General features: G+C 44.1%; 4 protein-coding genes and 1 pseudogene. 3 read left to right on the top strand and 2 right to left on the bottom strand.

Annotated elements, in window-relative coordinates; genetic code table 11:
- Positions 1-158 precede the first annotated feature (158 nt).
- Positions 159-878 (bottom strand): pentapeptide repeat-containing protein, encoded by a 720-nt coding sequence (locus F6K52_RS30275; RefSeq protein WP_293087586.1) that lies wholly within the window; start codon positions 876-878, stop codon positions 159-161.
- A 420-nt stretch (positions 879-1,298) separates the two neighbouring features.
- Between F6K52_RS30275 and F6K52_RS30270 the strand changes: the two genes are divergently transcribed.
- Positions 1,299-3,629: a serine/threonine phosphatase gene (locus F6K52_RS30270; protein WP_293087583.1), complete on the top strand. Its 2,331-nt coding sequence runs from the start codon at positions 1,299-1,301 to the stop codon at positions 3,627-3,629.
- 257 nt (positions 3,630-3,886) lie between these two features.
- Complete coding sequence (locus F6K52_RS30265) at positions 3,887-5,110, top strand: protein kinase (protein WP_293087579.1); 1,224 nt, start codon at positions 3,887-3,889, stop codon at positions 5,108-5,110.
- A 378-nt stretch (positions 5,111-5,488) separates the two neighbouring features.
- On the opposite strand, the gene F6K52_RS30260 is transcribed toward F6K52_RS30265, so the two are convergent.
- Positions 5,489-5,707 (bottom strand): DUF4327 family protein, encoded by a 219-nt coding sequence (locus F6K52_RS30260; RefSeq protein ID WP_293087576.1) that lies wholly within the window; start codon positions 5,705-5,707, stop codon positions 5,489-5,491.
- A 275-nt stretch (positions 5,708-5,982) separates the two neighbouring features.
- On the opposite strand from F6K52_RS30260, the pseudogene F6K52_RS30255 reads away from it, so the two are divergent.
- Positions 5,983-6,287: pseudogene (locus F6K52_RS30255) on the top strand (S9 family peptidase); the annotation flags it as partial.

Genomic DNA, 6,287 nt, shown 5'->3' with positions numbered 1-6,287 from the left:
AGGCCTTGGCCTTTGGCCACAAACATTAAGCCTATGCCAAAAAGCTGTTCGGTGTAGCGTGGGCATTCTGATTAATCTCAAACTATTAAATTCTCCCGTTGGAGGTTTATTTTAAGCTGATTGCTGATAGCTGAGTGCTGATAGCTGAATACTTAGGATCAGTAATCATCGGTTCCATAAACAGTTTTGCCATCAGGCATCACAGCAAATTGTAAATCAGCGCCTTTTAGATTAGTGCCCTTTAATACTGCATCTTGCAAATTGGCGTAACGCAAATTGGCTTTATAAAGGTTAGCACCAGTGAGATTAGTCTCCCTCAAAATTGCACCATAAATACTAGCATGACTCAAGTCAGCATCCTCCATATTAGCACCAGTCAAGTCAGCTTCTCGAAGCTCAGTACGATTAAGAATAGCAGCACTTAAATTAGCATTAGCCAATCGGATATTGAGGAGATTAGCATCACTGAGATCAGCACCTTTCAAGTTAGTATCTTTAAAATCAGCACCATCTAAGTCAGCAGACGTTAACTTGGCGTTTTCTAAACGAGCACCAATTAGTTTGGCATCTTTGAGTTTAGCATTTTCTAGGTTACTATCGGATAAGTTAGCTTGGCTAAAGTCAGCTCTGCTAAAGTCAACTCCACTTAAGTCAAGTCCACTCAAATCAAAACCGATGAGATCACACTCTACACAGGTCTTGGTTTTTAACATTAACTCAAGCAATTTTGTTTTGGCTTGTTGATGTTGAATGCTCTTACTAGAGTTATCATTAGTTTTTAGGGATATGCTGATCTGTTGCGCAGATGATAGATGCAGAGCAATTGGTATCGTTACCGCTAAGATTGCAGCAATGATTAAAGGTAGTTTAATTTTCATAAGCAAAAGCTTGCCCAGATTGACCTGAGAGTAGCCCTCTACTTAGAGAGATACAATAAATTATTCGCTCCTACCGGAATAAAAGTTTAAACTTTTGTATATAGCAATAGCAGCTGTTGGCTGTAGTAAGAGGAGAGGCTTTGCCAGAACGGACCGATAATAGAGCTAGTTTGCAGTTTGCTTGCCCTCACCCTCTGCTCCCTGGTTAAACTATAGGGTGTAGCCTAGAAAAAAAATAGTTACTTAAAAAATTTCTCTGATCATAGCATGACATGGCACGAGAGCGTAAAAATTGGAATCAGGCTATGCTGCTAAAAGCTGCCATCATAGATGACAGCGTGGCCAACTAGATGGCAGTTAGATTAAATCTTAAAAGTTACCCACCAAAGCGCGGAATTTAAGGATTAAGGAAGTTCCATTATGTTAGTTTGTCCCCAGTGTCAGTTCGAGAACCCAAATGCCAACAAGTTTTGTCAACGATGTGGAACTTCCCTAACCGATAAAAGTTGTCATAAATGCGCTACCCAAGTTCCCTTAAATGCTGAAACTTGTCACAACTGCGGTGCCTTCACAGGAACGGTTTGGAGGGCTATTATTTCTAAGCAGCAAAATTCGCTAACCTCCCCCCAGAATTCTCCTCAAACCTCGGTTGAGGTGTCAGACTCCTCAGCTAATCAGGCTACCCCAGTAGCGGTGTCACAACCACAGTCTGATCAGACCGAGAGTGAACTAAGCCAGCCAGAATCATCCCTAGAAACAACACAAGATTGGCTAACTAAATCGGATACTATACTAACAGAGTCAGGGGATGATGCCACCTTGTCCCAAGCATCAACACTGTTGGCTGATGAAGCATCGATAAACAACAGCAGTGGCTCAGATCAAGTGGAACTAGAATCTGGGGAGGAGCCATTACTAGAGATTACGCCCATACAGGAGAAACCTCAATCTACTGAAGCTTCGACCTGGTCAATTCCTAATCTCGAAAACCCAACTTCTCAGACAGCAACAATTGTCTATCTAGACCAGGGTAAGCGTTACAAAGTACTAGAACCTGAGAAACTCAGATATAAGATAGAGGAAAGTAAGACAACAGATAATAGTATCTTTGTAACAGTTTTGGACTGCCAACCGTTACAAAAGTCTCCCCTAGAAGCCCTGATTAATCAAACAATATTGTCTCCAGAGAAATTTGATCTATCGACAAATCTAGAGCAGCCACAACCTTCCTCGAAAGAAAACTTAGACGTTTGGAAAGTCCTAGATATCCCACAGAGTGCTAAACCCTATTTGGCTCTTAAGGACTTATGTTACCCTGGCGTGCCAGAAATTCATGATGTTTGGCAGCAAAATGGTAAGGTGATAATCCTGCTAGAAAACCGTTCAGAATGGCAGTTACTGAGTAATTTGTGGGGTTCTGAAGAGTTTTCTAAACTGCAAATTTTATACTGGCTCGATGAAATGGCAAAGCTTTGGCAAGCTCTAGAGCCTTGGCATTGTCGTCAGAGTTTGTTGGAACTGACGAATATCCGGGTGGATGAAGACCAAGCACTAGGTTTGGAGGGTCTCTATCTCGAAAAGGAGGAAAATCCCCTAACCCTAGAGGATTTGGGACAACTGTGGCAACGATTATTTAACCAGTCCCAGCGAACCCAATTTACTTCCTTGTCAACGGTTGTCCGGCAGTTGTGTACTAAAGAAATTGAAACTATTGAGGAATTGCGATCGCATCTGCAAGCCATTGCCCACGAACAAGAATCTGACCTATATGACGGTATGGAATTAACTGAGGCTGTACTCTCAGAAATTGCAAGGGCAGACACTGAACCTCCTGATAGCGAAGAATTATTGTCTGATCTATCTGCAAAAGAGCAACAAGGGGATGAAATGCCAACGGTACTGTTGCCAATGAGCTTGCAAAGTCTTGATGATCTCGGTATTACAGACATTGGTCATCAAAGAGATCATAATGAGGATTGTTTTGGCATCCAGACTCAACTCAAAAAGCAGGAAAATCCTATTGGTCGAAGTATACAAGCTCGTGGTTTATATATTCTTTGCGATGGTATGGGAGGGCATGCGGCTGGGGAAGTAGCCAGTTCTATGGCAGTAGAGGTACTCCAGAATTACTTTAAAGAAAATTGGCAAGACCAGTTTCCCACAGAAGATAGTCTCAGGAAATCCGTTTATGTAACAAATCAAGCGATTTTCGATATCAACCAACAAAATGCTCGCTCTGGCAGTGGTCGAATGGGTACGACTCTAGTCATGATGTTGATTGAAAATACGAAGGTAGGGATTGTCCATGTCGGAGATAGTCGGGTCTATCGACTAACTCGGAAACGAGGCTTAGAGCAAATCACTATAGACCACGAGGTCGGTCAACGAGAAATCCAGCAGGGAGTAGATCCAGAGCTCGCTTACTCTCGCCCTGATGCCTATCAACTAACTCAAGCCCTTGGACCGCGTAGTGAGCAATTCCTAAATCCCGATGTGCAATTCATAGATATCGCAGAAGATAGTATATTCTTACTTTGTTCTGATGGTTTGTCAGATAATGACCTGTTGGAAAATCACTGGCAAACTCACTTAGCGCCTTTACTCAGTTCCCGATCTAGCCTCGATCAGGGTCTGGCTAACTTGATTGAGCTGGCAAATGAGCATAATGGTCACGACAACATTACACTAATCCTAGTTCGCGTGAAGGTGCGACCAAACTTGGCTCAACCAACATTAAATATAGGTCATTAGTTAGTCATTAGTTAGTCATTAGTTAGTCATTAGTCATTAGTCATTAGGTTATTAGTTGTTTGTCATTAGTCATTAATCATTACTTGTATGTCATTAGTAGCTGCCAGTATATTCTGGTTAGTCACTTTGGACAAAGGATAAAACCGACAAAGGACAAAACCGACAAAGGACAAAACCGACAAAGGACAAAACCGACAAAGGATAAAACCGACAAAGGATAAAACCGACAAAGGACTTTGGACAAAGGACAACTGACTATGGTCACACTGACCCTCTTAGATCCGTTAAGCCCCACTCCAGTGCAGCAGTGGAGCTTTCAGAGCAAATCTACGATTCGCATTGGTCGTGCTCCTGATAATGATGTGATTGTCGATGACCCGATCGTGTCACGACATCACCTGGAACTCAGGGCTAGTGCTTCCCCATCGGGTCCGATGTGGCAGTTGGTCAATCAGGGTGCCAATGGCACCTTTCTCAATGGTGTCTTGGTTTCCCAGGGGGTGCTGCCGGAAAAGGGTCTGATTCAGCTAGCCCAGAAAGGTCCACTGCTGCAATTCCAAGTTCAAACCCAGCAACTACCTGCCCTAGCACCCAAGCCCTTGGCTGAGACTACTAAGCCATGCCAACACGAAGGCAATGCACCAGGCAATTTGTTCTGTATTCACTGTGGTCAACCCTTGGTGCCAGTCGAGCGAGTCATTCGCAACTACCATGTTTTGCGAACGTTGGGACAGGGGGGAATGGGAACCACTTATCTTGCCTGGGACAAAGTTAACAGCAAGGATGGATACCCACTCCTACTAGTACTCAAGGAAATGAATGCTGACATGGCTCAAATTTCCAAGGCTCAAGAACTGTTTGAACGAGAGGCTCGCACCCTGAAAACTCTGAATCATCCCGGAATTCCCCAGTATTACGACTTTTTCGTGGAAGGGGGTAAAAAATACTTAGCAATGGCTCTGATTCACGGTGAGGATTTAGAAAAACGTGTCTTGAGCACTGGACCAGTCATCTTGCCCCAGGCAGTAGAGTGGATGATTCAGACTTGCGATATCTTAGACTACATCCACGATCGGCAGCCGCCTCTAATCCACCGAGACGTTAAGCCTGCGAATTTGATGGTGCGCCATCGAGATAACCGAATTGTGATGTTGGATTTCGGTGCTGTTAAAGAAATTGGCACCATACCAGGTACACGGATTGGAGCGGAAGGATATAGCGCTCCTGAACAAGACCGAGGTCAGCCTTGCACTCAATCGGATCTTTACGCCATTGGCCCAACTTTAATATTTCTGCTCACCGGGGAAGCACCTCTAAAGTATTATCAAAGGCGTAGTTCAGGATATCGATTTGATGTATCAGGCGTTCCCACTTTTACTCCCCAATTAAGGAAAGTGATTGAGCGGGTTTGTCAACCAAGGGCTTGCGATCGCTACCAAACGGCAAAAGAACTGATGCAGGCTTTGGTTGCTTGTATTTAGGAGTCGGCGTCAATGAATATGAGCAGAAATTTCACGGGTAGAATTTGGCGAACGTAGCGTGATTAGGATGACGGGGATCAGGGAATAAACAAAGGATATACTCATCCTAAGTGCTGGTATTCCTTATCCATGACCAAGCTCCATTGCTTGAAGCCTGGACGCCAAATGGAAGCGAAACAAGTCAGATCAAGTCTGGTTAATTACTTCTAAAAATAGTTGATCCGTGTTGATCGCCTTTTGTAAATTGTCAATTTTCAATTGTCATTTTTCATTCTTACGAAAAAATAATTGCGCGCCTCCTAGGCCGCGAGGGATTGCTCCCAGCCTAGGGTCGCACCTGATGAGATCGATAAGTACTTAACCTTAAATTGGATCAGATCATTCTTCGTCCCAGGCTTCCACAGCTAGTAAGTCACTGATCGGGTCTTGCATGGTAAACCCGAATTCAGTCAGTTCCTGTTTCCAGTAAGACCATTCGTCGCCATAGAGCAGGGCAATTTTCCAAAGGCTGTCACTGGATTTAAGAATTTTGGATTCCGCCAATGAACGCACATGGCGTTGCAACTTCACCATGGGGTGAGTAACTGTTTGAGTCATACTCTAAAATCTCTAAATCAATTCTGTTGTTAGATTGGCTTTTGCGAATACCTGAACTACAATGCTTCCCCTTTGCGGTAATGCGCCGATCTGTAGAGTTTTGTACGGCAAGGAAGCCCCTCTATACTCTTTTAGCGCAATTGGATGCATTTAAGCAAGCCCGATTTGGGTAAATGTACGGGAATCCCTACATAAACGTTCACACTGGACACGTAGTCAGGTTATGATAATAGCTAGAGCCCAAGCAAGTTAGAGGCAATTACAGCAGTTTTTCCATGACCCAACCAGCACACCTTGCCCCCTATGGTTCCTGGAAATCCCCTATTAGCGCTGACATGATTGTTCAAGGCAGCGTTCGGTTGGGCAGCATTGCCCTTGATAAAAAGGATGTTTACTGGATTGAAGGGCGACCGGCAGAAGCTGGACGCAATTTAGTCGTGCGACGCACCCCTGATGGCAAAAGAGTTGATATGACTCCCGAGCCCTTCAATGCTCGGACTCGGGTTAACGAGTATGGTGGTGGTGCAATTGCAGTTAAGGATGGCACAATTTACTTCTCTAATTTTGCTGACCAACGTCA

Source organism: Moorena sp. SIO3H5 (assembly GCF_010692395.1).
Taxonomy (GTDB): domain Bacteria; phylum Cyanobacteriota; class Cyanobacteriia; order Cyanobacteriales; family Coleofasciculaceae; genus Moorena.
The sequence above is the reverse complement of the archived record's forward strand: the minus strand, read 5'-3'. Positions and strand labels throughout refer to the sequence as shown.

Bases quoted from the DNA above. Each gene is read 5' to 3' on its own strand.
- F6K52_RS30275 (WP_293087586.1), bottom strand. From the start codon at position 878: ATGAAAATTAAACTACCTTTAATCATTGCTGCAATCTTAGCGGTAACG.
- F6K52_RS30270 (WP_293087583.1), top strand. From the start codon at position 1,299: ATGTTAGTTTGTCCCCAGTGTCAGTTCGAGAACCCAAATGCCAACAAG.
- F6K52_RS30265 (WP_293087579.1), top strand. From the start codon at position 3,887: ATGGTCACACTGACCCTCTTAGATCCGTTAAGCCCCACTCCAGTGCAG.
- F6K52_RS30260 (WP_293087576.1), bottom strand. From the start codon at position 5,707: ATGACTCAAACAGTTACTCACCCCATGGTGAAGTTGCAACGCCATGTG.